This is a genomic window from Wolbachia endosymbiont (group A) of Andrena helvola, from assembly GCF_964028415.1.
Classification (GTDB): domain Bacteria; phylum Pseudomonadota; class Alphaproteobacteria; order Rickettsiales; family Anaplasmataceae; genus Wolbachia; species Wolbachia pipientis.
Genome location: NZ_OZ034779.1, coordinates 393,567 through 415,038, shown reverse-complemented (window position 1 = coordinate 415,038; position 21,472 = coordinate 393,567). Strand labels below are relative to the sequence as shown.

At 35.7% G+C, this 21,472-nt stretch carries 31 protein-coding genes, 2 tRNA genes and 1 pseudogene; 5 read left to right on the top strand and 29 right to left on the bottom strand.

Going from position 1 to position 21,472, the window contains the following annotated elements; all coding sequences use genetic code 11:
- Window positions 1–11 precede the first annotated feature (11 nt).
- The 28 genes from rpsK to carA all read right to left on the bottom strand — a co-directional run bounded on the left by rpsK (window position 12) and on the right by carA (window position 14,306).
- Window positions 12–398 carry a 30S ribosomal protein S11 gene (gene rpsK / locus ABWU73_RS02255; RefSeq protein WP_015589137.1) on the bottom strand — a complete coding sequence of 129 codons (387 nt, stop codon included), beginning with the start codon at window positions 396–398 and terminating at the stop codon, window positions 12–14.
- A 24-nt stretch (window positions 399–422) separates the two neighbouring features.
- Window positions 423–791 (bottom strand): 30S ribosomal protein S13, encoded by a 369-nt coding sequence (gene rpsM, locus ABWU73_RS02250; RefSeq protein ID WP_010962745.1) that lies wholly within the window; start codon window positions 789–791, stop codon window positions 423–425.
- A 59-nt stretch (window positions 792–850) separates the two neighbouring features.
- On the bottom strand, window positions 851–1,492 hold the full coding sequence (locus ABWU73_RS02245) for an adenylate kinase family protein (RefSeq protein ID WP_007550178.1): 642 nt from the start codon (window positions 1,490–1,492) through the stop codon (window positions 851–853).
- Entirely contained in the window at window positions 1,489–2,817 is a 1,329-nt protein-coding gene (secY, locus tag ABWU73_RS02240; RefSeq protein ID WP_010962747.1) for a preprotein translocase subunit SecY, read from the bottom strand. The genes ABWU73_RS02245 and secY overlap by 4 nt, the downstream gene beginning before the upstream one ends.
- Before the next feature lie 3 nt (window positions 2,818–2,820).
- The gene (rplO, locus tag ABWU73_RS02235) at window positions 2,821–3,291 is read right to left on the bottom strand and encodes a 50S ribosomal protein L15 (RefSeq protein WP_006279863.1); all 471 of its coding nucleotides are present in this window, start codon (window positions 3,289–3,291) and stop codon (window positions 2,821–2,823) included.
- A 3-nt stretch (window positions 3,292–3,294) separates the two neighbouring features.
- On the bottom strand, window positions 3,295–3,807 hold the full coding sequence (rpsE, locus tag ABWU73_RS02230) for a 30S ribosomal protein S5 (RefSeq protein ID WP_010962748.1): 513 nt from the start codon (window positions 3,805–3,807) through the stop codon (window positions 3,295–3,297).
- A gap of 12 nt (window positions 3,808–3,819) precedes the next feature.
- Entirely contained in the window at window positions 3,820–4,191 is a 372-nt protein-coding gene (gene rplR, locus ABWU73_RS02225) for a 50S ribosomal protein L18 (RefSeq protein ID WP_006279867.1), read from the bottom strand.
- Window positions 4,192–4,196: 5 nt separating this feature from the next.
- Window positions 4,197–4,742 carry a 50S ribosomal protein L6 gene (rplF, locus tag ABWU73_RS02220; RefSeq protein ID WP_264329536.1) on the bottom strand — a complete coding sequence of 182 codons (546 nt, stop codon included), beginning with the start codon at window positions 4,740–4,742 and terminating at the stop codon, window positions 4,197–4,199.
- A gap of 16 nt (window positions 4,743–4,758) precedes the next feature.
- Entirely contained in the window at window positions 4,759–5,154 is a 396-nt protein-coding gene (gene rpsH / locus ABWU73_RS02215) for a 30S ribosomal protein S8 (RefSeq protein ID WP_007551150.1), read from the bottom strand.
- Between the two features lie 21 nt (window positions 5,155–5,175).
- Window positions 5,176–5,484 carry a 30S ribosomal protein S14 gene (rpsN, locus tag ABWU73_RS02210; protein ID WP_006279345.1) on the bottom strand — a complete coding sequence of 103 codons (309 nt, stop codon included), beginning with the start codon at window positions 5,482–5,484 and terminating at the stop codon, window positions 5,176–5,178.
- A gap of 16 nt (window positions 5,485–5,500) precedes the next feature.
- Window positions 5,501–6,034: a 50S ribosomal protein L5 gene (gene rplE, locus ABWU73_RS02205; RefSeq protein WP_264329535.1), complete on the bottom strand. Its 534-nt coding sequence runs from the start codon at window positions 6,032–6,034 to the stop codon at window positions 5,501–5,503.
- A gap of 6 nt (window positions 6,035–6,040) precedes the next feature.
- The gene (gene rplX / locus ABWU73_RS02200) at window positions 6,041–6,358 is read right to left on the bottom strand and encodes a 50S ribosomal protein L24 (protein ID WP_006279347.1); all 318 of its coding nucleotides are present in this window, start codon (window positions 6,356–6,358) and stop codon (window positions 6,041–6,043) included.
- A complete protein-coding gene (gene rplN, locus ABWU73_RS02195; protein ID WP_006279348.1) occupies window positions 6,358–6,717 on the bottom strand; it encodes a 50S ribosomal protein L14 in 360 nt (119 codons plus the stop codon). The genes rplX and rplN overlap by 1 nt, the downstream gene beginning before the upstream one ends.
- 13 nt (window positions 6,718–6,730) lie before the next feature.
- A complete protein-coding gene (gene rpsQ / locus ABWU73_RS02190) occupies window positions 6,731–6,967 on the bottom strand; it encodes a 30S ribosomal protein S17 (RefSeq protein ID WP_007549925.1) in 237 nt (78 codons plus the stop codon).
- On the bottom strand, window positions 6,960–7,163 hold the full coding sequence (gene rpmC / locus ABWU73_RS02185; RefSeq protein WP_006279350.1) for a 50S ribosomal protein L29: 204 nt from the start codon (window positions 7,161–7,163) through the stop codon (window positions 6,960–6,962). Before rpmC ends, rpsQ begins: the two co-directional genes overlap by 8 nt.
- A gap of 11 nt (window positions 7,164–7,174) precedes the next feature.
- The gene (gene rplP / locus ABWU73_RS02180; RefSeq protein ID WP_010962752.1) at window positions 7,175–7,588 is read right to left on the bottom strand and encodes a 50S ribosomal protein L16; all 414 of its coding nucleotides are present in this window, start codon (window positions 7,586–7,588) and stop codon (window positions 7,175–7,177) included.
- 14 nt (window positions 7,589–7,602) lie between these two features.
- Window positions 7,603–8,217, bottom strand: a complete 615-nt coding sequence (gene rpsC / locus ABWU73_RS02175) for a 30S ribosomal protein S3 (RefSeq protein ID WP_010962753.1) — start codon at window positions 8,215–8,217, stop codon at window positions 7,603–7,605.
- 39 nt (window positions 8,218–8,256) lie between these two features.
- Window positions 8,257–8,604 (bottom strand): 50S ribosomal protein L22, encoded by a 348-nt coding sequence (rplV, locus tag ABWU73_RS02170; RefSeq protein ID WP_007549821.1) that lies wholly within the window; start codon window positions 8,602–8,604, stop codon window positions 8,257–8,259.
- A gap of 5 nt (window positions 8,605–8,609) precedes the next feature.
- Window positions 8,610–8,894 (bottom strand): 30S ribosomal protein S19, encoded by a 285-nt coding sequence (rpsS, locus tag ABWU73_RS02165; protein WP_006279181.1) that lies wholly within the window; start codon window positions 8,892–8,894, stop codon window positions 8,610–8,612.
- Window positions 8,895–8,897: 3 nt separating this feature from the next.
- Window positions 8,898–9,722 carry a 50S ribosomal protein L2 gene (rplB, locus tag ABWU73_RS02160; protein WP_015589143.1) on the bottom strand — a complete coding sequence of 275 codons (825 nt, stop codon included), beginning with the start codon at window positions 9,720–9,722 and terminating at the stop codon, window positions 8,898–8,900.
- Between the two features lies 1 nt (window position 9,723).
- Window positions 9,724–10,011 (bottom strand): 50S ribosomal protein L23, encoded by a 288-nt coding sequence (locus tag ABWU73_RS02155; RefSeq protein WP_341810284.1) that lies wholly within the window; start codon window positions 10,009–10,011, stop codon window positions 9,724–9,726.
- Window positions 10,008–10,622 carry a 50S ribosomal protein L4 gene (gene rplD, locus ABWU73_RS02150; protein ID WP_012673183.1) on the bottom strand — a complete coding sequence of 205 codons (615 nt, stop codon included), beginning with the start codon at window positions 10,620–10,622 and terminating at the stop codon, window positions 10,008–10,010. Before rplD ends, ABWU73_RS02155 begins: the two co-directional genes overlap by 4 nt.
- A gap of 2 nt (window positions 10,623–10,624) precedes the next feature.
- A complete protein-coding gene (gene rplC / locus ABWU73_RS02145) occupies window positions 10,625–11,347 on the bottom strand; it encodes a 50S ribosomal protein L3 (protein WP_006279218.1) in 723 nt (240 codons plus the stop codon).
- A 9-nt stretch (window positions 11,348–11,356) separates the two neighbouring features.
- Window positions 11,357–11,677 (bottom strand): 30S ribosomal protein S10, encoded by a 321-nt coding sequence (rpsJ, locus tag ABWU73_RS02140; RefSeq protein WP_012673184.1) that lies wholly within the window; start codon window positions 11,675–11,677, stop codon window positions 11,357–11,359.
- Between the two features lie 14 nt (window positions 11,678–11,691).
- Window positions 11,692–12,864 carry an elongation factor Tu gene (gene tuf / locus ABWU73_RS02135; RefSeq protein WP_353285501.1) on the bottom strand — a complete coding sequence of 391 codons (1,173 nt, stop codon included), beginning with the start codon at window positions 12,862–12,864 and terminating at the stop codon, window positions 11,692–11,694.
- A gap of 78 nt (window positions 12,865–12,942) precedes the next feature.
- Window positions 12,943–13,013, bottom strand: a tRNA-Gly gene (locus tag ABWU73_RS02130).
- A 4-nt stretch (window positions 13,014–13,017) separates the two neighbouring features.
- Window positions 13,018–13,100: transfer RNA gene (locus ABWU73_RS02125), tRNA-Tyr, on the bottom strand.
- Between the two features lie 114 nt (window positions 13,101–13,214).
- Window positions 13,215–14,306, bottom strand: coding sequence for a glutamine-hydrolyzing carbamoyl-phosphate synthase small subunit (gene carA / locus ABWU73_RS02120; protein WP_264329533.1), 1,092 nt, complete (start codon window positions 14,304–14,306; stop codon window positions 13,215–13,217).
- Between the two features lie 205 nt (window positions 14,307–14,511).
- On the opposite strand from carA, the gene ABWU73_RS02115 reads away from it, so the two are divergent.
- Window positions 14,512–15,006: a hypothetical protein gene (locus tag ABWU73_RS02115; RefSeq protein ID WP_010962761.1), complete on the top strand. Its 495-nt coding sequence runs from the start codon at window positions 14,512–14,514 to the stop codon at window positions 15,004–15,006.
- A 296-nt stretch (window positions 15,007–15,302) separates the two neighbouring features.
- On the opposite strand, the gene ppdK is transcribed toward ABWU73_RS02115, so the two are convergent.
- Window positions 15,303–18,038: a pyruvate, phosphate dikinase gene (gene ppdK, locus ABWU73_RS02110; RefSeq protein ID WP_264329838.1), complete on the bottom strand. Its 2,736-nt coding sequence runs from the start codon at window positions 18,036–18,038 to the stop codon at window positions 15,303–15,305.
- Window positions 18,039–18,248: 210 nt separating this feature from the next.
- Between ppdK and ABWU73_RS02105 the strand changes: the two are divergent.
- From ABWU73_RS02105 to ABWU73_RS02090, 4 genes and pseudogenes are all read left to right on the top strand, one after another.
- Window positions 18,249–18,494: pseudogene (locus tag ABWU73_RS02105) on the top strand (PD-(D/E)XK nuclease family transposase); the annotation flags it as partial.
- 454 nt (window positions 18,495–18,948) lie between these two features.
- Complete coding sequence (locus tag ABWU73_RS02100; RefSeq protein ID WP_173862902.1) at window positions 18,949–19,092, top strand: hypothetical protein; 144 nt, start codon at window positions 18,949–18,951, stop codon at window positions 19,090–19,092.
- Window positions 19,093–19,129: 37 nt separating this feature from the next.
- Window positions 19,130–20,677, top strand: coding sequence for a group II intron reverse transcriptase/maturase (gene ltrA / locus ABWU73_RS02095; RefSeq protein ID WP_006280223.1), 1,548 nt, complete (start codon window positions 19,130–19,132; stop codon window positions 20,675–20,677).
- Window positions 20,674–21,402 carry an Rpn family recombination-promoting nuclease/putative transposase gene (locus tag ABWU73_RS02090; protein ID WP_264329524.1) on the top strand — a complete coding sequence of 243 codons (729 nt, stop codon included), beginning with the start codon at window positions 20,674–20,676 and terminating at the stop codon, window positions 21,400–21,402. Before ltrA ends, ABWU73_RS02090 begins: the two co-directional genes overlap by 4 nt.
- Window positions 21,403–21,472 lie beyond the last annotated feature (70 nt).

The following is a 21,472-nucleotide window of genomic DNA, read 5'->3' as shown; positions in this document are numbered from 1 at the left end:
TTTCAAATATCCTATACTCTTCTTTTTTTTCTTAACCTGCACCCATTATGAGGAATTGCGGTTTTATCTGCAATTGAAGTCACAGTCAACCCACAGCTCTGAAGTGCTTTAACCGCAGCTTCGGTACCAAAGCCAGGGCCGCGAATTATTACAGAGACAACCTTCATACCAAATCTCTCCATTGCGTTCTTCGCAGCAGACTCCGCAGCCTTACCTGCAGCATAAGGTGTGGATTTTCTCGAACCTGAAAAACCACATGCACCCACAGAAGTTTGACATAGCGTATTACCATGAACATCAGTTACATTTACAAAAGTATTATTAAAAGTTGCACGAATATGGACAACACCAGTAATAAACTCCTTCTTACTCTTACTAACCGTTTTGACTTTTTTCATTAAAACTCACAATAATAATAAATTTTATTTTTTCCCAGCAATAGGCAACCGAGATCTACCTTTACGAGTCTTAGCATTAGTATGAGTCCTTTGCCCTCTCACAGGTAAACCTTTTCTATGTCTCACCCCTCTATAGCATCCCATTTCCACTAAAGATTTTATGTTCATAGCCACTTCTTTTCTGAGCTCACCTTCTATAACATAATTTTGTCTAATGAAACCGCTGATCTTTTCTATATCTTCATCTCGTAATTCTGAAACACGTTTGCGCTTATCAACTTCGCAAGCGTGACAAATTACATTCGCAGTAGCAATACCTATACCATATATATAAGTTAATGCAAAAGGAACACATTTCCTCACTGGAATATTTATGCCTGCAATACGTGCCACTGGTACCTCGATACTTTATTAATAACAACTCTTAATTTATACCATAAAACAACTCAGAGTCAAACCAAATTACAAGAAATTTTACTTTCAATCTCTTGCGTTACCTCATCAACACTCAAATTAGCGTCAATTGTTAATAATTTGCCTTTATAATACTCGCGTAAACCTTTCATTTGAAGGTGATATTCACTTATTCTCTTATTAATTGCAGACATATCAGCATCATCAATTCTTTTCTCTAACCTCGTACTTTTACATTTAGCACAAGTAGTACTCTTAAAAGAAGATACACTATATATGCTTTTACAGTCCAAACACGCGAGACGATTTTTTAACCTATCGATTGCAATATTATCGTCAAGCTGCAGCTCAACTACAATGTCAACATCCCTATTATATTTTTCTTGCAAAACTTGAGTCAAAAAATGAGCCTGGTTTAAATTTCTCGGAAAACCATCTAATAAGCAATTATCATCCACTAATGCAAGCTGGTCACGTAATAATCCACATATAATTTCATCTTGAATTAAATTACCAGATTCCACGGTACCCTTTATTTTTTTACCTAACTCACTACTGCTAGATATAATATTCCTTAATAAATCCCCTACTGAAATTAATTTTAAATTATATTTTGCTATTAACAAGCTTGACTGAGTACCTTTACCAGAACCTGGAGGACCAAAAATCGTAATGATCATCTTACTTTCCTCGTTTTAGACTCATATTTCTTTATCCAGTTGTCGTACCTATTTGAAAAAATATAAGATTGTATTTGCATAATAGTATCAGTAATAACGTTCACTATAATCAGTAAGCTCGTCCCACCAAAAATAAATGGTATATCATAATAATATCTCATAACTTCAGGTACAGTACATATGACTACCAAATACGCAGAGCCAATGAATGTCAACTTAAAAACTATATCTTGAAGGTAATCAGAAGTATGTTTCCCAGGCCTTCTACCAGGTATAAAACCACCATTTTTTTTAAGAAAATCTGCGTTTTCCTCTGGATTAAATATAAAATTGGTATAGAAAAAATTAAAAAATACTATCAGCACCAAATAGGCTACAATATATACTACTTTATTTGCCATAAAGTAATTCAAAATAAAATCAGAAAAAGCGTGCCCCTTATAGAAATTTGCAATTGAAATAGGTGTCAATAAAATTGCATTAGCAAAAATGGTTGGTACTACACCAGATAAATTAATCTTCAATGGAATATAAGTAAAATCGTCATTATGTAATCTTTTAAATTGCTTTTTAGGATGTTGAACAATAACCTTTCTATAAGAAGACTCTACAAAAATGACTAAGAGTAGCAGCAAAAAAAACAATACCAAAACAAAAAGGATAATAAATAACGATACGCTACCGTTTTTATTTAACGTTAACAAAGATGACAAAGCGCTGTGTAACTCTGATATTATACCCGTGAAAATGATTAATGAGATACCATTGCCTATACCGCTAGCGCTGATTCGTTCACCAAGCCATATTAAAAGCATAGTTCCACCTAAAAGGCTGAAAACACCTATTGTACGAAACATAACACCAGGTTCGATTACAACCAATACCCCTTCCCTATTCATCCCTTCCAATCCAACCAAAATTGGAATTGATTGAAATACACAAATTACTATGGTCAGATAGCGTATATAAGAATTCATCTTTCTACGGCCTGACTCTCCATCATTCTTAACTTCCTTCATTCCTTTAATCGCAGAAGAAAGTAACTGAATAATGATAGAAGCCATTATATATGGCATAACGTTCAATGCTAGAATTGTCATTCTAGCCAATGCACCACCAGAAAATAAATTAAATACTCCAAAAACGCCTGAGCCATCTTTGGGAAATATATCATTAATTACATCAAGATTAATTCCAGGAATAGGCACATAAGTACCCAAGCGATAGCAAATTAAAGCTATTAGCGTAAAAAATATACGCTTTAATAAATCGCCTTTATATAACAACGTAGGATCCAAGCTATTAAATGCTGATTTATTGCCCATGACTTACGATAGTATTTCCACACTACCACCAACTGAAGCTACAGATTTTTTTGCAGCTTCTGACGCAAAATCAACATGAAACACAAATTTTTCGCTCAACTTACCTTTATTAAGAAGTTTAATTTTATCCTTAATAGACTTTATAAAACCTAATTTATACAGCCTCTCCTTATCTATAACAGAGTCTTTCACTATTTTTTTAGCTTCCATTAAGCGCTGTATATCGCCAACATTAATTATAGAGTATATGCTCCTACGTATAGGCTTAAAACCTCTTTTAGGCAAACGAGTATATATAGACTGTTGTCCACCCTCAAAACCATTTATAGAAACTCCACTTCTAGCCTTCTGCCCTTTATGCCCTCTACCGGATGTTTTACCTTTACCACAACCGATACCTCTACCCAGCAACTTAGGCTTCTTTTTCTTAGATAATTTAGTAAATATAGAGTTTAATTTTACAGCATTATTCATACTTTACCTGTTTCCAACTATCTCGCTAATCTTTTTGCCTCTTTTGCTTGCTACCTGACGAGGAGATAACATACTATCAAAAGCCTTAAACACCGCACATATAACGTTATGAGGATTATTTGATCTAGTGGATTTAGCTACCACATCCTTTATACCTAACACCTCAAAAACTGATCTAATCGCTCCACCAGCAATAATACCTGTTCCGGCTCTTGCGGTTCTTAAAACTATCTCACCAGAACAAAATTTAGCTTTAATATCATGATGCAAAGTTCTACCTTCACGCAAGTACACTCTAATCATTGATTTCTTTGCAGCATTTACAGCTTTGACTCTTGCTTCAGCAACTTCTGCGTGCTTACCTATTCCACACCCTACCCTACCCTTCTCATCGCCAACAACAACCAAAATTGAAAATGAAAATCTTCTACCACCTTTGGTAACCGTTGTCACTCTTCGTACCGAAACTAAAAGCTCTGATAAATCATTATTATTTTGTAAATTCTTTATAGCCATATTCAAAACCTTCTAAAATTCAAATCCAGAACTTCTTAAAGCCTCAGCAAATTGAGAAACTAATCCTGTGTATTTATATGCTCCACGATCAAACGTAAGCTGCTGCTCTAATTTCATGCCAGACAGACGCTCAACCATTAAAGAAGAAACCTGTTTTATAGTTTCAGCGTTGACTTTCCCTTTACATACATCCTTAATTTTAGCATCCAAAGTAGAAGCTGAAGTGAGAGTTATTCCTTTTACATCATTAATTAACTGGACATAAAAATGCCTATTAGATTTAAATATGGATATACGTAAACGTTCAGCGCTCTTGTCAAGCTTCGCTCTATTACGTAACTTCCTTTTTTCAGAATTACTTAAAAAATTATACGATCTTTTCATTTTTATTACTTCTTTTTACTTACAACCTTACGCAGCATAAATTTGCCTTTTATTACAACACCCTTACCTTTATAAGGATCATATTTTCTAATTTTGCATATATCAGACGCCACCATATAGACCTTCTGCTTATCCATACCACTAACTACTAAGTGAGTTGGCTTTATGCACTTAATCTCAACATCTTTAGGCACTTTATATTTAACATTATGGCTATAACCAAGATATAAAGTCAAATACTTACCATCACACTCTGCCTTATATCCCACACCGTTAATCTCAAGATTAACAGAAAAACCATCAACCATGCCGTTAATGATATTATTAATATTACTCCTATAAGTGCCCCACATAGGCTTTATTTTATCATAATTATCTTTATCTTGATCAACAAAAAGCAATAGCTGATTATCAATAATCTGACACACAACATCCCTGATCAAGCTAACTTCCTTTTCAGCCTTAGCACTCTTTATTAACATACTACCATTATTATATTCAACTGAAACACCAGCAGGAATATTGATAGGAGCAGCACCTATACGAGACATGAATTTCTCCTATTATTTAAAACACACGACACAAAACTTCTCCACCAACCTTTAATTTATGTGCATTATAATCAGTCATCACTCCTTTGGGTGTCGATATAATAAAAATACCAAGACCATTATATGCTTTAGAAATGTCCTTATACTTAGAATAACGACGACAACCAGGCTTTGACACCCTAACTATGTCACTAATTACAGGTGACTTCTCATAATACTTCAATTTTACAATGAAAGAAGGTAAATTATCTACAACTTGCTTTTCATAATCAAGGATATACCCTTCCTCTTTTAAAATCTCCAATATAGAAGAATTCATCTTAGAAAATAGTACCCTTGTTGCCCTATGCATTGCCAATTGAGCATTACGTATCCTTGTTAAAAAATCACCAATACTATCAGATAACGCCACAATATACTCCTTATATTATATTTACCAACTAGACTTTGTAACTCCTGGAATTTGCCCAAAAGAACATAAATCACGCAAAACAATTCTACATAAACCAAATTTTCTATATACTCCTCTTGGTCTCCCAGTTAAAGCACACCTATTTCTAATTTTGGTTTTAGAAGAATTTCTAGGCAATTTTTTAATTAATTTATTTTGAGCTGTAAACCTTTCTACAATAGACAAATTCTTATTATTTATTATAGATTTCAATTTTTCTCTTTTTTCTTTATATTGATCGCACAACTTTATTCTGCGAAGATTTCTTTCTATCATAGATTTTTTTGCCATATATTTCTCCTCTCAATTAATCAAAAAAAGGAAATTTAAGAGCCAGTAATAATTCCTTTGCTTCCTTATCACTAACTGCACTTGTTATAATATTAATATCCATACCTCTAATTTTACTTATTTTATCATAGTCTATTTCTAAAAACGAGATATGTTCCTTTATACCAAAGGAAAAATTACCATTACCGTCAAATTGCTTCACACTAAATCCTCTAAAATCTTTTTCCCTTGGCAAAGCAATATATATCAATCTTTCTAAAAACTCATACATTTTATCTCTACGCAAAGTTACTTTGCAACCTACTGTAGCACCTTTTCTGATCTTGAAGCCAGAAATAGATTTTTTTGCAAAAGCTGATAAAGGCTTCTGCCCAGCAATCAAATATAGGCTATCAAGTGGTTCATTTATTGCTTTACTATCTGTAGCAGCATCTCCAACGCCCATATTGATACACACCTTGACAAGTTTAGGCACTTGCATTATATTGCCGTAATTAAACTTATCCTTCAAGGACTTTACTATGCTATCTTTATACAACTCTTTAAACATATCAACCTAATCTATCACTTCTCCAGAAACTTTTGCAAAACGCACTTTTCTACCGTCTATAACCTTAAACCCCACTCTAGTTGGAGTTTTATATTTAGGGTCCAATGTTGCAACGTTGGATATATCAATAGCTAACTCTTTATTTAATATACCACCACTACTACCAGCTTTTGGTTTAGTATGTCTCTTATGCACATTCACTCCAGAAACAATTACTTTCTTTTTAGCATCACGTGCTATAACTTTGATTACCTTACCAATTTTTCCCTTATCTTTACCAGTTAAAACTATAACGTCGTCACCACTTTTTATTTTAGCACTCATTATAAAACCTCAACAGCTAATGACATTATCTTCATAAAAGAACCAGATGATAACTTTTTTACCGGACCAAACACCCGAGTGCCAAGTGGTTCACCTTGATCGTTAATCAAAACTACAGCATTGCTAGAAAAACGAATTACAGAACCATCAGATTTCCTAATAGGGCTTTTCACCCTCACCACAACTGCTCTATATACTTTTCCCTTCTCAACTTTCCCTCTTGGAGTAATAGATTTAGTAGATACAATAACTGTGTCACCTATAGATGCAGACTTTCTACCACCCAATAAACCAATACAAAGCACTGCACGCGCGCCAGAATTATCAGCTACTTCCAACAATGTATTTTTTTGAATCATATAAATATCCTATTCAATGTGAGCTATTAACAATAACCCATTTTTTAGTAGTAGAAATAGGCTTGTGTTCTTGTATTAAAACCTTGTCCCCTTCTTTACAACTATTATTCTCATCATGTGCTGTATACTTCTTGTATTTTTTTATAACCTTTTTATACAGCTCATCCTTATACACTTGTAATACCGAAACCTTTACAGTCTTATCACACTTAGCCTTAGTTACAGTACCACAAAAAACCTTTTTAGGCATTCTTTTCCTCTCTTCTTCTTTTATTTAATGTAGTTAAAATACGAGCTATGCTCTTTCTTATTAAGCTAAAACGCGAAATATTGTTGCACTGGCCCAGCTTCTTTTGAAAAACCAAATTAACAAACTCTTTTCTCAAATTCACAAGAATTTCATGCAATTCTTGCGAGGACCTCGATTCAATGTCAGCTATATCCATTGCAACTCCATTTAATTATGATTAGATACAAATTTACACTTCATAGGAAGCTTAGCAGTTGCCTTTTCAAGCGCCAATCTTGCTAAATGCATGGGAACATCACTGCTAATTTCAAACAACATTCTACCGGGCTTAGCTTTAAATACCCAAAACTCAACACTACCTTTCCCTTTACCCATACGCACATCCGCCGGCTTTTTACTAACAGGGGTATCAGGAAAAATTCTTATCCACACTTTACCAGAGCGTTTTAATGTTCTAGATATTACACGCCTTGCAGTTTCAATATGCTTAGATTGAATCCTACCTGCTTCCATAGCCTTTAGACCATAATCTCCAAAAGATAATGTGCTACCACCTTTCGTGTTACCCTTAATTCGTCCTTTAAATACTTTTTTATATTTACTTTTTTTAGGAATAAACATTTCAATATACCTAATTAGTTACCAATATAAACCCAGACCTTAACTCCTATGATGCCATATATAGTTTTTGCTTCAGCAAAAGCATAATCTATATTAGCACGTAAAGTATGCAAAGGCAAACGGCCTTCTTTATACCACTCAGTACGAGCTATCTCAGCTCCGCCAAGGCGCCCAGAACAACTTACTTTAATACCTCTAGCACCCATCCTCAAACAACTTTGAATAGCTTTTTTCATCGCTCTTCTAAATGAAACCCTTTTTTCTAACTGCTGTGCAATGCTGTTTGATATTAAAACTGCATCTATTTCAGACCTTTTAACCCCTACTACATTCACTTCCACATTATTTTTTACTTTTTCAGCTATCTTTTGCTTTATCTTCTCAATATCCGAGCCTTTCTTACCTATTATCACTCCAGGTCTAGAAGAATGTATTATTACAGATACCAAATCGATCGTACGCTCTATAATTACTTTAGAAACACCAGCATGCTTAAAAGATTCATTTATATAACTGCGAATAGATAAATCTTGATGCAACCCTTGTTTATAACCCTTCTCAGCATACCAAATAGATGACCAAGTATTAATTATTTTTAACCTAAATCCTTTAGGATTAACGTTTCCCATATTTTTGCACTTTCCTTATTAATTTTCTATTTTTATGAATCATATAATTTCCCCCAATTTTACAGTTATATTACTATAACGTTTACTAACTCTATTAGCTCTACCCATAGCTTTTGGACATACCCTACGCAAAGTAAGAGACTTACCTATTAAAATTTCTTTTATATATAAATTATCGATATCCAATCCATAATTTTGAGCATTAGCAATCGCAGAATTTAATACCTTCCTTATAAGACCTGCAGCTTTCTTTTCACAAAATCTTAATTGCACAGTGGCAAAAGAAACTTTTTTATTACGTACTAAACCAGCAACCAAATTCAATTTACGAGGAGTTGATTTTAAAACCCTAGAACCAGCTTTAACTATTACATCTCTGTTTTTCATATCAATTACCTTCTTGTCGCCTTTTTATCACCACTATGCCCAGTAAATTTACGAGTGGGTGAAAACTCACCAAACTTATGACCTATCATATTCTGATCATTAACATTCACAGGAATGTAATCCTTACCATTATAAACAGCAAACTTTAAACCTAAACAATTAGGAAGAATTACAGAAGCCCTGGAATGAACTTTTATAGCCATGTTAACAAACCCCTTGTTTAAAGCATTATTCACCGACTTTAATATAGAAGGATGACAAAAAGGAGGCTTCCATGCAGATCTACTCATAAACTAACCTTTCAATTGTTTTATATACTTATCACTAGATTTATTTCTCCTTCGAGTTTTCTTTCCTTTTGTTGCAACACCCCAAGGAGTAACAGGATGACGACCACCAGAGGTTTTTCCTTCCCCGCCTCCATGAGGATGGTCAACCGGATTCATTGCAACTCCACGTACAGTAGGTCTAATCCCAAGCCACCTACTTCTCCCAGCTTTACCCAACTTTCTATTCTTATGGTCAGGGTTAGATACTACACCAATAGTAGCCTTGCAAGAAGATAAAATCAACCTAATTTGACCAGACCTGAGTCGTAATAAAACATATTGGCCATCACGACCAACGATTTGTGCATAACAACCAGCAGCTCTAGCAATCGCAGCACCATTACCTGGCTTCAGCTCAACATTATGAACGAAAGAACCAACAGGTATATGCTTGAGTAGTAAACAATTCCCTGGCAAAATATCAGCATCATTCCCAGCTGTAACAACATCACCTGGCTTCATACCTTGAGGAGCTAATATATAAGACTTAATATCATCTTCCTTATATGATATTAACGCCAAAAACCCACTTCTATTTGGGTCATACTCTATTTTTTCAACTATACCTTGACCACTTCTATTACGCTTAAAATCTATCACTCTATACTTCTTTTTGTGACCACCACCCCTATGACGAGTTGTAATTCTACCATGATTATTTCTTCCACCACTGGACTTTTTACCGGATGTAAGAGACTTTTCTGGCTCATCTTTTGATAAACCAACTTTACTTACTAACACAGTCCCACGAGAAGACGGAGTAACAGGATTAAAAAATTTCATACCCATACTAAACGCTCATTATATCTAATTTTTGACCATCCATCAAAGAAAAATAAACTTTCTTTTTCTGTTTTTCACAACCAACCATACCCCTAAAACGCCTATATTTAGGCTTAATTCTAACAACATTTATAGAAGAAATTTTAACATCAAATAGAGACTCTATTGCCAACTTTATTTGACGCTTATTTACATTTACAAAAACATACAAAGAATATTTATTAAACTTCTCCCTCAAAAAAGAGGCCTTTTCTGTAATTATAGGAGATTTTATTATATTATTATATTTGATCATAACAATCTACCTTCAAGATGCTTTAAAGTATCCTTTGTCAACATCACGCATTCGTGATTCAATATATCAAAAACATTTAACCCAATAGGTTTGATTAAGTCTACATAGTGCAAGTTTTTAGCCGCACGCAACAAATCATCTCCATAATCACCAACTATCAAAAAGGAAGAAAATTTAAAATTTTTAATACATTTACACATTTCAGACGTTTTCTTCACATCAATATTTAAATTATCCAGAATAATTACTTGATTATTTAAATACTTTAGAGATAAAGCAATTTTTAAACCAAATTTGCGTACCTTCTTATTAAGAGAATAAGTATGACTCCTCACAACAGGGCCGAAAATAATCCCACCACCTCTAAATTGAGGAGATCGCAAGCTCCCTTGTCTTGCCCTACCGGTACGTTTTTGACCATAAGGTTTAGCTGTTGTACCAGAGACATCACTAATACCTTTTGTTTTATGAGTACCAGCTCTTCTCTTCGCTAATTGCCATCTCACTATATCATGCAAAATACTCAATTTTTGCTTAGCAGAAAATATCAAAGGATTGAGCTGAGCAGTACCTACATTATCATTAGATAGATTAACTAAATTACATTCCATAACTAACTTACCAAATTACTAGCATCATCATTTACATCTAACAGTAAACCTACCGGAAAAGGAACATCTTTATGTAAAGATTTTTTAACTGCATCTCTTACAAAAACATAGGAATTTTTAAACCCAGGAACATTATTACCCTTCACAGCAATTATACTATTTTCATGATCAATGGATAATATCTTCATATTTTGTGCAGTTATCCTGCTGTTACCTAAATGACCAGCCATTTTCTTTCCTTTGAATACTCTACCAGGATCCTGACATTGGCCAGTGGAACCTTGTGATCTGTGAGCAATAGAAACACCATGAGATGCCCTAAGCCCACTGAAATTATGCCGCTTCATCACACCAGCAAATCCTTTACCTATAGAATAACCCGTAATATCAAGATATTGACCAACCACAAAATGATTGATTCCCACTTTTTTACCACATTCTATTCCCGACAGGTCATTTAATCTACTTTCGTATAACTTACATTTATTATTTATACCCTTTTTCTTTAAATATTCCAACTGAGGTTTTGCTATATTTTTAAAATCTCCTGTGCCTAAAATGACTGAATTATAGCCACATTTATCTTGTCCTTTTATATCAATAATATAAGTTTCGCTGAGATGCAATAAAGTTACAGCCATGCGACTATTGTCAGAATACATAGCAGTATGACCAATATTCATCATTAGTAAACCAATTCTCCTCAGCGAATTTATTCTCTTCATTTCCTTCTCCTAAACCTTAACTTCCTTGACTTTTAAATCCACTTCTACGCCAGCAGAAAAAGATAAACCTGTAAGCATCTGCATCATAGTAGGAGTAAGATCATGTAAAACAATCAAACGCCTAGAAGTTCTCATTTCAAACTGTTCACGAGATTTTTTATCAACGTGAGGAGATCTATTAACAATAAATTTAGAATCTTTCCTTGGCAACGCAATCGGACCAGATAATTTTGCACTGGACCGCTTTAATTCATCAACAAATTTTCGAACACACTCCTCCAATAAAGAACAATCGAAAGCCTTAATGTTAATATATATATCTTGCTTCATCTTAGTTACTACACTCACTCCAAAATTTCAGAAACAACACCAGAACCAACAGTTCTACCGCCTTCTCTTATCGCAAAACGCAATCCCTTATCCATTGCTATCGGTACTTGCAATTCTACTTCTACACTCACATTATCTCCTGGCATTACCATCTCCTTCCCATCTAGCAATTTTATGCTCCCAGTTACATCCGTTGTCCTTAAATAAAACTGTGGCTGGTAATTCGCAAAAAATGGTGTATGCCTTCCTCCTTCCTCTTTCTTTAATATATAAACCTCCGCCTTAAACTTTCTATGCGGTGTTATCGTCCCCGGTTTCGCTAATACTTGCCCTCTCTCCACTTCTTCTCTTTTTGTTCCTCTTAACAATATTCCTACATTGAGTCCTGCACTTCCCTTATCCAGCAACTTCTTAAACATCTCAACACCTGTGCATATCGTCTTTTGCGTCGCTTTCAGACCTATTATCTCTATCTCTTCTCCCGTCTTTATCTCTCCCTTCTCTATTCTTCCTGTTACCACTGTTCCTCGCCCCGATATCGAAAATACATCTTCGATTGGCAATAAAAATGGTAAATCCACAGGCCTTGGTGGAACCGCTACATATTCATCTAACTTTTCCATCAATTTATCTATTGATTTCTTTCCATATTCGCTGCTGTCATCCTCCAGCGCCTTGAGCGCTGAACCAACCACCACAGGCACTTCATCCCCTGGAAATCCGTATTTACTCAGTAATTCCCTCACTTCCATTTCTACTAAATCTATCATATCAGCATCAGCAACATCAGCTTTATTTATATACACCACGATATATCCAACACCTACCTGCTTCGCCAGCAATATATGCTCTCTCGTTTGTGGCATTGGCCCATCAACCCCCGACACTACCAATATCACCGCATCCATCTGTGCTGCACCTACTATCATGTTCTTTACATAGTCAGCGTGTCCAGGACAATCAACGTGTGCATAATGCCTTTTTTCCGTCTGATACTCAACATGCGCTGTTGCTATCGTTATCCCCCTCTTCCTTTCTTCTGGCGCTTTATCTATCTGATCGTACGCTACAAAATTTCCATAATGCTTCGTTATCGCCGCTGTTAACGTCGTCTTCCCATGATCCACATGTCCTATTGTTCCCACATTTACATGCGGCTTTCCAAATGCTTCCACTATTGCTGTCATAATTTAAACTTTTCTACCTAAAATACAAATACATCAATAAATAATATGTTGATTTTATAAAAATACAACAAAAAAAAGAGCGGATAGTGGGAATCGAACCCACGTCACTAGCTTGGAAGGCTAGAGCTCTACCATTGAGCTATACCCGCACAATGGAGGAGGTAGGATTCGAACCTACGTACGCTCACGCGGACAGATTTACAGTCTGTTACCTTTAACCACTCGGTCACTCCTCCGCAAAAATTTGTTAAGAGAATACTATTTTAGCATCTTAACTTAAGCTCTTATTGTATTTAATACTAAACGCCTAAAATTAAAAAATCAAGCAATAAAACCTACCCTGATTAAAATCATGCAGATTTCATTTTATATAACACAATATTGCCAATAAAACGCCTAAACAAATAATGCGAATCATGCGTACCTGGCGCTTCTTCTGGATGATATTGCACAGAAAAGACTAGGTAATCCTTCATCATTATTCCCTCTACACTATTATCAAATAGAGAAATGTGAGTAATTTCAACATTACTTGGAAGAGAAGCTGAATCAACAACAAAACCATGATTTTGGCTAGTGATCTCAACTTTTCCACTAATTACATCATAAACTGGATGGTTACTCCCTCGGTGACCTATATCCATCTTGATGGTCTTTGCCCCCAAAGTAATCGCAAGTAATTGATGGCCCATGCATATGCCAAAAATTGGTATTTTAGATTTTATAATAATGTCTATTTCTGAAACTACACTTTCTCCTATTTCTTGCGGATCACCAGGACCATTTGAAAGCACTATACCATCTGGATTCATACTCAACACTTTTTGAGCAAAACCTGTGCTTGGTCTGATTAATTCAACTGTACAACCAAGTTCTATTAAGCGTGAAACTATACTGATTTTTACGCCAAAATCAACGATTACAACCCTATATTTTGCATTAAGGTCACTTTTAAAATTACTATGCAAGCTGACTTTATTGGTTATTTCTATCCCATTTACAGATTTGTATTCCTTCAATTTGTCCAACGCATGCGCCTTACTCGATGAGCATATCATTCCATTTTGAGATCCATGTTCTCTCAAATGTCTCGTTAAAGCTCTAGTATCAACTCCTGATATCCCAATCACGTTATTTTTCTCTAACCAATCATTTAAACTGATATATGAAGAAGGGTGGGACATAGAAGAAAGTTCACGCATAACCACACCACTTGCAAAAATTTTCTTTCCTTCATTATCCTTATGGTTTATTCCAACGTTACCAATATGAGGAAAAGTGAACGTTATAATTTGATCGGCAAAAGAAGGATCAGTTATAGTATGCTGATAACCGGTCATACCAGTGGTAAAACAGACCTCACCTATGCACTTACCTTTTTTACCTATTGATTTTCCCCAAAAGCATTTACCATCTTGTAAAATTAAAACTGCGTCCTGCACTTCATTATCTATTTAACTGATTCAAAACAGTATACAAGAATTTCAAATAATACGTAACTCTTTCTAAAATTCCAAATTTAACCACGAAGCAGCAAAAAATAACATGAAAAACTTTTAATACAATCTTTCATATAAAATATATAGTTGACTACCTTCATATTTCGTATTAGATATAGGTAAATCATAAGTAAAGTGGAGGGTAATAATGAACACTGGTACAAATCAATCAAAAAAAATAAATGAGAAGTGGTTAGCTGGAGGAATTGGCGCGCTATTATTTGTAATGATGCTACCGTCGATTCTTCTTTTAGCAAAAATAGCTATAGGGCTAATTATGGTTTCAGTTGCAGCAATAGCGATAAAAGTTGCCTTAAAAACAATATCGAATGCTTTAGAGGATAAACAGGCAGATCAAAGCCAAGCGACGCAACAAACAACACAAAGTAAAATTATAAACCTGGCTATTGGATTAACATCTATATTCGTAGGAGGATTATCACTATTCATTATAGCACAAACTGGCTTAATTGCAGCATGTGCAGCTATAACTGCTTTAGCTCTACACGAATATGTTAAAAATCAAGAAATAGGAAAAGAGATAAATGATAAATTCGATAAGGTAGCTGACGATACAATCAATTTTATTGTTAGCAGTGTTGAAAAACTTATTCCAACAAAGCCGCCAGGCATAACAGCCTAAACTGTCTCCGTTCAGGGCATAAGTGTTACAAGTAGCATTATATAAAGCGATTAATGGCATCCTCCTGATAATAGAATAATTGTATCTGTTCAGGGGCATCGCAAATATTGAAGCAAAAGTGGTCAGTGCTTACTATACGAATATTGTGATTTGAATCCACTAGGGAGGATGTCATCCCAGTGCCCAGACACTGGGATCCAGAAGGTCATAATAAAAACTAGATTCCAGCGTCACGCGCTGGAATGACACCCTCTGGTGGGCTCAAACCATATGAGTAGCCAACACTGCCACTATACCTACCTAGCAAATTTAGATCTAACACTAAACTGTGCTGCCACTAACTTTGCAATCGGTACTCTATAGGGTGAGCATGAAACATAATCTACCCCTGATTCGATGAGAAACTCTATAGATTTTGGATCTGCTCCATGCTCTCCACATATACCCAGTTTTATTTCTTTTCGGGTTTTTTTGCCTCTTTCAATGGCTATCTTGATTAACTCCCCTACCCCTTCGATGTCCAGCACTTCAAATGGGTCGTTTTCGAATATGTTGCTTTCCTTATAAGAATCAAGGAAATTAACTGAATCATCTCTTGAAAGTCCCATGGTTGTTTGCGTTAAATCATTAGTGCCAAAACTAAAAAACTCTGCATGTTTTGCTAATTTATCAGCAATCAGTGCTGCTCTTGGTAGTTCTATCATCGTTCCAATTGAATAAGCCTTGTCTGATGTCATTCCAGCGCGTGACGCTGGAATCTGCGTCTGGATCCCAGCTGAGATAACAGAGGATTCTTTCTTTGCTAGCTCGCATATCAGAATAAATTCTTTCTCGCTCATGATAAAAGGAATCATGATTTCAGGCTCCACTTCTATCTTCTTTTCTTTCTTTAATTCACTTGCAGCACTAAGTATTGCCCTAATCTGCATGCTATATATTTCAGGATGAGAAATAGCAAGTCTACAACCTCGATGGCCAAGCATTGGGTTCTTTTCTGATAACTGTGCTATTTTATTTTTTACTGACTCAACTGACTTACTAAGTGATTTGGCAATTTTTTCTATAGTAGACTGATCATTGGGTAAAAATTCATGCAAAGGTGGATCAAGCAACCGTATAGTGACTTCCCTGCCCTCCATAATAGAAAATATTTCTTTGAAATCAGACTTTTGCATTTCTTCTAGTTTAATGAGCGCATTTGCCCTTTCATTTTCATCGTCAGCTATTATCAATTTTTGAATGAATTCGATTCTATCACTAGCGAAAAACATATGTTCTGTGCGACATAAGCCTATACCTTCTGCACCGAATTCTTTTGCAATTTTTGCATCTTTTGGAGTATCAGCGTTCGCTCTCACTTTGATCGTTTTGATTTTATCTATCCAGTTGATTATCGTTTTGAATTCTTGCGATAATTCAGGTGAAATTGTAGGAAGAATGCCAAGCATAACCTCCCCTGTTCCTCCGTTGATGGTAATTGGTTCACCTTTATTTACTTTTGTATCCCCTACAGAAAAGAAAGTTCCATCTTTATCGATATAAAGTCCACTCACACTGCAAATGCATGGCTTACCCATTCCACGGGTTACAACAGCAGCATGCGAGGTCATTCCTCCCCGTGCTGTTACTATGCCACTTGCAGCATTCATTCCATTAATATCTTCAGGACTCGTTTCTGACCTTACTAAAATCACTTTTTTGCCCTGCTCTGCAGCTTTTTCAGCATCACTTGCACTAAACACTACATATCCAGAAGCAACCCCTGGAGAAGCCGGCAGTCCCTTCCCTATTACTTTTTGATCGCTCTTAACGTCAAGAACTGGATGCAATAAATTGTCAAAGGTTTTTGGATCAATTCTCAATATTCCTTCTTCTTTTGTAATCGTTCCTTCGTTTATCATATCAACTATTATGCGAATAGCAGCTTCAGCCGTGCGCTTGCCAGACCTAGTCTGCAAAATCCATAACTTACCGTCCTGCACAGTAAATTCGATATCCTGCATGTCTTTATAATGCCTTTCAAGTTTTTCACATACCGCGCATAATTCTCGGTAGACACTTGGCAGCAACTTCTCCATGGTGTTTTTTTGCTCTCCGTCAATTGGCATAGGAGTATAAACACCAGAAACCACATCCTCACCCTGAGCATTAACCAAAAACTCACCAAAAAGCTTTTTTTCTCCAGTTGAAGGATTTCGTGTAAATATCACACCAGTTGCAGAATTATCATTTAAATTACCAAAAACCATTGCTTGCACGTTGACCGCTGTTCCAAGGTTTTCAGGAATATTATGTATTTTTCTATAGGAAACAGCCCTATCATTTTTCCAAGAAGCAAATACTGCATTCACTGAGCTGAGCAATTGCTCTTCAACGTTCTGCGGAAAATGTTTTCCTGTTTTTTCATGTACTATCCTTTTGAAATTGTTAACAATTTCTTTTAAAACATCAACATCAAGATCAGCTAAGCTTTTTGCTCCACTCTTTTGCTGCTTATTATCAACAACATCTTGAAATAGGTGATGATCAAGCTGTAGTACAACATTGGAGTACATCATGATGAAACGGCAGTAGCTATCGTAAGCAAAACGTTCGCCACTTTTTTTTGCAAGCCCAACAACGGTTTCATCATTTAGACCAACATTTAAAATAGTATCAAGCATGCCCGGCATTGAACTAACACTACCAGAGCGTATTGAAACCAATAAGGGGTTATTTAAATCCCCAAACTTACAACCGATGTCATTTTCGAGCATCGCCATGTAGTTTTTGATTTCACTACATATGTCATTCCAGTGCGTGACCACATTTTTTTCTGGATCCGAGTAGTCAGCTACTTGGATAACAGAAGATCTATTGTCTTGATAATAGACTTTGCAAGCAGAGGTAGAAATTGTGAAACCAGGTGGAACAGAAACACCAACATTGCACATTTCTGCTAAATTTGCCCCCTTTCCTCCCAGCAGATTTTTCATTTCTGCATTGCCTTCGCATTTACCCTGGCTAAAGTAATGTATTAACTTTTCCCCCATCATTTTCTCCTGATTTTCACTGATAAACACATTGTACATATAGCTCTAATAAACCTGTGAGAACTTGAAACCTTAGGATAATAAATTTTACAAAATTTGGCAACAACGTTCCTTCTGGCAACATCAGTAAAGTTAACAAAAAAGATGACAAATTATTGAATTATTATCAATAAGAATATATAATATAAAGATACATTTAAAAATTTTTTTATGGCTATTTCTAAATTTCTCGACCCCAAGAATGATGTTGCGTTCCGGCGTATTTTTGGTACTGAAAAAAATAAAGACATCCTCATTCACTTTCTCAATGATATTTTGGGGTTCACTGGCAAAGATGAAGTAAAAGAAATAGAATTCCTCAGCACTATTCAAGATGCTGAAATTGCCTCTAAAAAACAAAGTATCGTTGATGTTCTTTGCAGGGATTCTAGTGGGAACAGGTATATAATTGAGATGGTGCGACCTGAAAGCCTTCGGTCATATTGTTTAAAAGGAGAGGAATTCATTCAGAAAGAAACTGAAAGGATTCTAAAGCTTATTGAACCAGATGTTTTGCCATCTGAGTCTACGCATCAGTGCGAATTGGGTAACCAGTTGGTGCCGAGCGACGCGGACAATGAACCTCCTCTTGATAAAGAAGATGCTCAATCGTGAGAGAAAGCATAAACTACAAGCATCATGTGGTTGGAGGGCTAGGCTTAGTGGTATGGTGAACGTAAGTGAAGCTTCATAAGTATCGTAACGATTAAAGAGCTAAAGATGCTGATAAGCTCCGACCAAAAGGTAATGTGGATGAGTTACATTTTTCATTTCTGGATGTACGCAAATAATAATTCCACCGGTATAGAGAAGCCACCTAACCCACTATTGTATGACAAAAGGAACAGGATAAGCCTGTATTTTCGCCTATATGGCAGGCAACCCGCAAGGAATGCTGATGGATGTGCAGGTAAAGGATAATGGAGAAAGCGAATGCCATTTTGTAACGAAATGGATAGAATTTGTAACATTAATTCGCGTGAAAACGAGCAGACTTCCATTTGGTCCCTCATGACAAGAAACTTTGTTAACCACTTAAGGTAGGAAAGCAGATGATTACAAGTACAACTGTAAGTGCACCTACCAATAACTCCGAAGCATGGAACCAGTTACCCTGGAAGAAATGCCAAAAAGTTGTTATGAGGCTACAGAGGCGTATTGTTAAGGCTGTCCAACAAGGCAGATGGGGTAAGGTGAAAACTTTACAACACCTTCTCACACGCTCTTTTAGCGGCAAAGCTTTGGCGGTTAAGAGAGTAACTGAAAACCAAGGAAAAAACACAGCAGGTGTAGATCGTCAAATATGGTCAACTTGCAACACAAAATTTCAAGGAATAAAGCTATTAAAACAAAGAGGATACAAACCTTCTCCGCTAAAACGGATATACATCAGTAAGTCTAATGGCAAAAGAAGACCTCTTGGAATCCCTACGATAAAAGATAGAGCCATGCAAGCATTATACTTGTTTGCTTTGGAACCGATAGCTGAAACGATCAGTGATCGTCACTCTTATGGTTTTAGACCAAAAAGATCCTGCGCAGACGCTACTGTGGCTTGTCACTTGTTACTGGCAAGCCGTAACCAACTACAATGGATACTCGAAGGTGATATTAAAGGGTGTTTTGATAACATTAACCATGAATGGCTCATGAAGCATATTCCTATGGAGAAGAAAATTCTTCATAGCTGGTTAAAAGCTGGCTTCCTAGAATCAAAAACTCTGTATTCCACAACTGCAGGTACCCCACAAGGTAGTATCATCTCTCCAATACTAGCAAATCTAGCCCTAAATGGACTTGAAAAATCATTGGAAAGTCAATTTGGTAAACTTGGCAGTAAAAGAAGAAGCAAAATCAGAAGTGGAGTAAATGTAATCAGGTACGCAGATGACTTTATCATTTCAGGAATCACACGTGAAGTACTGGAAAATGAAGTAAAACCTCTAGTATCGTCCTTTCTTCAGGAGAGAGGTCTTATCCTTTCCGAAGAGAAAACAAAAATTACATCTATTACAACAGGGTTTGACTTTCTTGGTTGTAATGTACGCAGGTATAATAAGAAGTTAATTATAAAACCTTCAAAAGAAAGTATTAAGAAACTTCTTAATAAAGCACGTACATTGATAAAGGCAAACATAGCGAACACTCAGGCCGTACTAATCAAGTTGCTCAATTCCCTATTAAGGGGATGGGGAAATTACTACAGCCATGTGTGTGCGAAAAGAGCTTTTAACAAAATAGACCATGAAATTATGTGTGCTCTATGGAAATGGGCAAAGAAAAGACATCCTCGTAAAGGATTACGTTGGATAAAGAATCGTTACTTCAAGGTAATGAAACAACGCCAATGGGTCTTTGCTGCACCCATATGCAAGAACAAACCGAAAGAGATAAGGTATTTAAGACTGCTTAGGTTGATTGATATACCTATCAGACGACATGTTAAAATCAGGGCGGATGCAAATCCACTTGACTTAAAATGGAAAAAGTATTTTGATGAAAGAGTGAAACAAACAAAAATGTTAGCAAGCTCTTTCTCAAGAGAAGGTTCTCTACTGTTGGTGTCACCATTAAGAATGATGTTTTCTGAGGAATCATGAAGGACAAGCCGGTTCGAGAAAAGAAGGACTTAGATAAGGGGCTCAAGCGTAGTGTGGGGAAACCTGCATGCTGCGTTTCTAAGGGAGGGAGTAGTAGCAATACTACTTCCTTACCTAACCAAGTTGCCAAAACTAAAGGCTTTGAAAAACGCGCTCAATATTACGCTGCTAAAGCTTATTCAAGGCAAGCTGATAAAGGTGATCAATATCAGGATCTTAAAGAAATCATTTTTATAGCTATTGCTGATTGTATTCTCTTTCCTAATAAATCTGAGTATAAGTCAGATCATGTAATGTTAGACAAAGATAGCTATGAACATGATTTAAAAGATTTTTATTTTACATTTATTGAGTTACCAAAATTTCCTAAAACTAAAGAAGACCAATTGGAGAGTATAGTTGAAAAATGGATCTATTATTTTAAATATGCAGATGAAACTAGCGAAGAAGAATTGGAAAAGATAATAGGTAGTGATGTAATAATTAAAAAGGCATATGAAGAACTAAATAGATTCAACTGGTCAGAGAAAGAATTTATTGCCTACGAACAGGAAATAAAACGTATTCGTGATGAACGGGCTGTTCTTGAACAAAAACTTGATGATGCTAAAAAGGAAGGAAAAATTGAAGTTGCAAAAACAATGCTAGCTAATAATGTTGATGTCACCACTATTGTTAAGTTTACTGGCCTCTCCATGAGTGAGATCAAAGAATTGCAGAATTAAGTGGACCCGCAAACGGTTACACGAAATAATGCTGCAGCCTGACCAGATGATAAGTACATTTAGCCTATTT

Excerpts from the sequence above, each read along its gene's own strand:
- rplP (WP_010962752.1), bottom strand. The coding sequence starts at position 7,588 with ATGTTTATTCCTAAAAAAAGTAAATATAAAAAAGTATTTAAAGGACGA.
- rpsE (WP_010962748.1), bottom strand. The coding sequence starts at position 3,807 with ATGGCTATAAAGAATTTACAAAATAATAATGATTTATCAGAGCTTTTA.
- rplN (WP_006279348.1), bottom strand. The coding sequence starts at position 6,717 with ATGATTCAAAAAAATACATTGTTGGAAGTAGCTGATAATTCTGGCGCG.
- ABWU73_RS02155 (WP_341810284.1), bottom strand. The coding sequence starts at position 10,011 with ATGATCAAATATAATAATATAATAAAATCTCCTATAATTACAGAAAAG.
- ABWU73_RS02100 (WP_173862902.1), top strand. The coding sequence starts at position 18,949 with ATGGCAGGCAACCCGCAAGGAATGCTGATGGATGTGCAGGTAAAGGAT.
- rpsJ (WP_012673184.1), bottom strand. The coding sequence starts at position 11,677 with ATGAAGCAAGATATATATATTAACATTAAGGCTTTCGATTGTTCTTTA.
- rpmC (WP_006279350.1), bottom strand. The coding sequence starts at position 7,163 with ATGGATATAGCTGACATTGAATCGAGGTCCTCGCAAGAATTGCATGAA.
- ppdK (WP_264329838.1), bottom strand. The coding sequence starts at position 18,038 with ATGGGGGAAAAGTTAATACATTACTTTAGCCAGGGTAAATGCGAAGGC.
- rplB (WP_015589143.1), bottom strand. The coding sequence starts at position 9,722 with ATGGGTATGAAATTTTTTAATCCTGTTACTCCGTCTTCTCGTGGGACT.
- rplV (WP_007549821.1), bottom strand. The coding sequence starts at position 8,604 with ATGAAAAACAGAGATGTAATAGTTAAAGCTGGTTCTAGGGTTTTAAAA.
- rplD (WP_012673183.1), bottom strand. The coding sequence starts at position 10,622 with ATGGAATGTAATTTAGTTAATCTATCTAATGATAATGTAGGTACTGCT.
- rplE (WP_264329535.1), bottom strand. The coding sequence starts at position 6,034 with ATGTTTAAAGAGTTGTATAAAGATAGCATAGTAAAGTCCTTGAAGGAT.
- rpsC (WP_010962753.1), bottom strand. The coding sequence starts at position 8,217 with ATGGGAAACGTTAATCCTAAAGGATTTAGGTTAAAAATAATTAATACT.
- ABWU73_RS02245 (WP_007550178.1), bottom strand. The coding sequence starts at position 1,492 with ATGATCATTACGATTTTTGGTCCTCCAGGTTCTGGTAAAGGTACTCAG.
- ABWU73_RS02115 (WP_010962761.1), top strand. The coding sequence starts at position 14,512 with ATGAACACTGGTACAAATCAATCAAAAAAAATAAATGAGAAGTGGTTA.
- rplO (WP_006279863.1), bottom strand. The coding sequence starts at position 3,291 with ATGAATAATGCTGTAAAATTAAACTCTATATTTACTAAATTATCTAAG.
- rplF (WP_264329536.1), bottom strand. The coding sequence starts at position 4,742 with ATGTCTCGTATAGGTGCTGCTCCTATCAATATTCCTGCTGGTGTTTCA.
- ABWU73_RS02090 (WP_264329524.1), top strand. The coding sequence starts at position 20,674 with ATGAAGGACAAGCCGGTTCGAGAAAAGAAGGACTTAGATAAGGGGCTC.
- secY (WP_010962747.1), bottom strand. The coding sequence starts at position 2,817 with ATGGGCAATAAATCAGCATTTAATAGCTTGGATCCTACGTTGTTATAT.
- rplR (WP_006279867.1), bottom strand. The coding sequence starts at position 4,191 with ATGAAAAGATCGTATAATTTTTTAAGTAATTCTGAAAAAAGGAAGTTA.
- ltrA (WP_006280223.1), top strand. The coding sequence starts at position 19,130 with ATGATTACAAGTACAACTGTAAGTGCACCTACCAATAACTCCGAAGCA.
- rplC (WP_006279218.1), bottom strand. The coding sequence starts at position 11,347 with ATGAAGAGAATAAATTCGCTGAGGAGAATTGGTTTACTAATGATGAAT.
- rplX (WP_006279347.1), bottom strand. The coding sequence starts at position 6,358 with ATGAGTGCTAAAATAAAAAGTGGTGACGACGTTATAGTTTTAACTGGT.
- rpsQ (WP_007549925.1), bottom strand. The coding sequence starts at position 6,967 with ATGCCTAAAAAGGTTTTTTGTGGTACTGTAACTAAGGCTAAGTGTGAT.
- rpsS (WP_006279181.1), bottom strand. The coding sequence starts at position 8,894 with ATGAGTAGATCTGCATGGAAGCCTCCTTTTTGTCATCCTTCTATATTA.
- rpsK (WP_015589137.1), bottom strand. The coding sequence starts at position 398 with ATGAAAAAAGTCAAAACGGTTAGTAAGAGTAAGAAGGAGTTTATTACT.
- rpsN (WP_006279345.1), bottom strand. The coding sequence starts at position 5,484 with ATGGCAAAAAAATCTATGATAGAAAGAAATCTTCGCAGAATAAAGTTG.
- tuf (WP_353285501.1), bottom strand. The coding sequence starts at position 12,864 with ATGACAGCAATAGTGGAAGCATTTGGAAAGCCGCATGTAAATGTGGGA.